Genomic DNA, 621 nt, shown 5'->3' with positions numbered 1-621 from the left:
CGGGCGGCGTCGAGGTGCGTGCCCTTCTGCGCCGCCTGGTACGGCATATCCGGACGCGATGGCACAACACGCAAATTACGTTCCGTGGCGACGGGCACTATGCCCGGCCGGAGGCAATGGCGTGGTGCGAGACCAACGGCATCGACTACATCTTCGGTCTGTCCGGCACCAAGCCTCTCGCCAGAAAAGTCGACGAGGTCGCCGACGACATCCGCACCCGACGCGCCATCGAGAACCTGCCGGTTCTGCGTGGCTATACCGAGACGCGCCACAAGGCAAAGTCCTGGGATCGCGAACGGCGCACTGTCGCCCGTATTGAGGCGACGATGCTCGGCCTCGACATCCGCTTCGTCGTCACCAGCCTCGATGTCGGCTCGGCCGAGTGGATCTACGACAGCCTGTATTGCGCGCGCGGCCAAGCCGAGAATCTGATCAAGCCCCGCGGGTCACTTCAAATTCCTCCGGGTGTGGTCAGTCAAATTCCTCCACCCGCGAGGCAGGACAAGGGACTGTTAGTTTGAGTTTGTTTCCCGGGCAAGAGCTTCAGCGGCTTCTTTGAGCCGATAGCTGCGTCCGTCGAACTCAAGCAGATGGCAATGATGCATAAGGCGATCGAGGATC

General features: G+C 61.7%; 1 protein-coding gene and 1 pseudogene. One reads left to right on the top strand and one right to left on the bottom strand.

Translation table 11 applies throughout. The features are described 5' to 3' along the window. Nucleotides 1-437: pseudogene (locus QQK16_RS20955) on the top strand (transposase); the annotation flags it as partial. Nucleotides 438-512: 75 nt separating this feature from the next. Here the strand turns inward: QQK16_RS20955 and QQK16_RS20950 are convergent. Beyond that, the coding region (locus tag QQK16_RS20950) for an ATP-binding protein (protein WP_284198442.1) at nt 513-621 on the bottom strand (109 nt) is incomplete at its 5' end.

The sequence above is a fragment of the Chitinimonas prasina genome (assembly GCF_030160395.1).
Taxonomy (GTDB): Bacteria; Pseudomonadota; Gammaproteobacteria; order Burkholderiales; family Chitinimonadaceae; genus Chitinimonas; species Chitinimonas prasina.
Note: the sequence above shows the minus strand (reverse complement) of the source record. Positions and strands in the feature narration are given on the sequence as shown.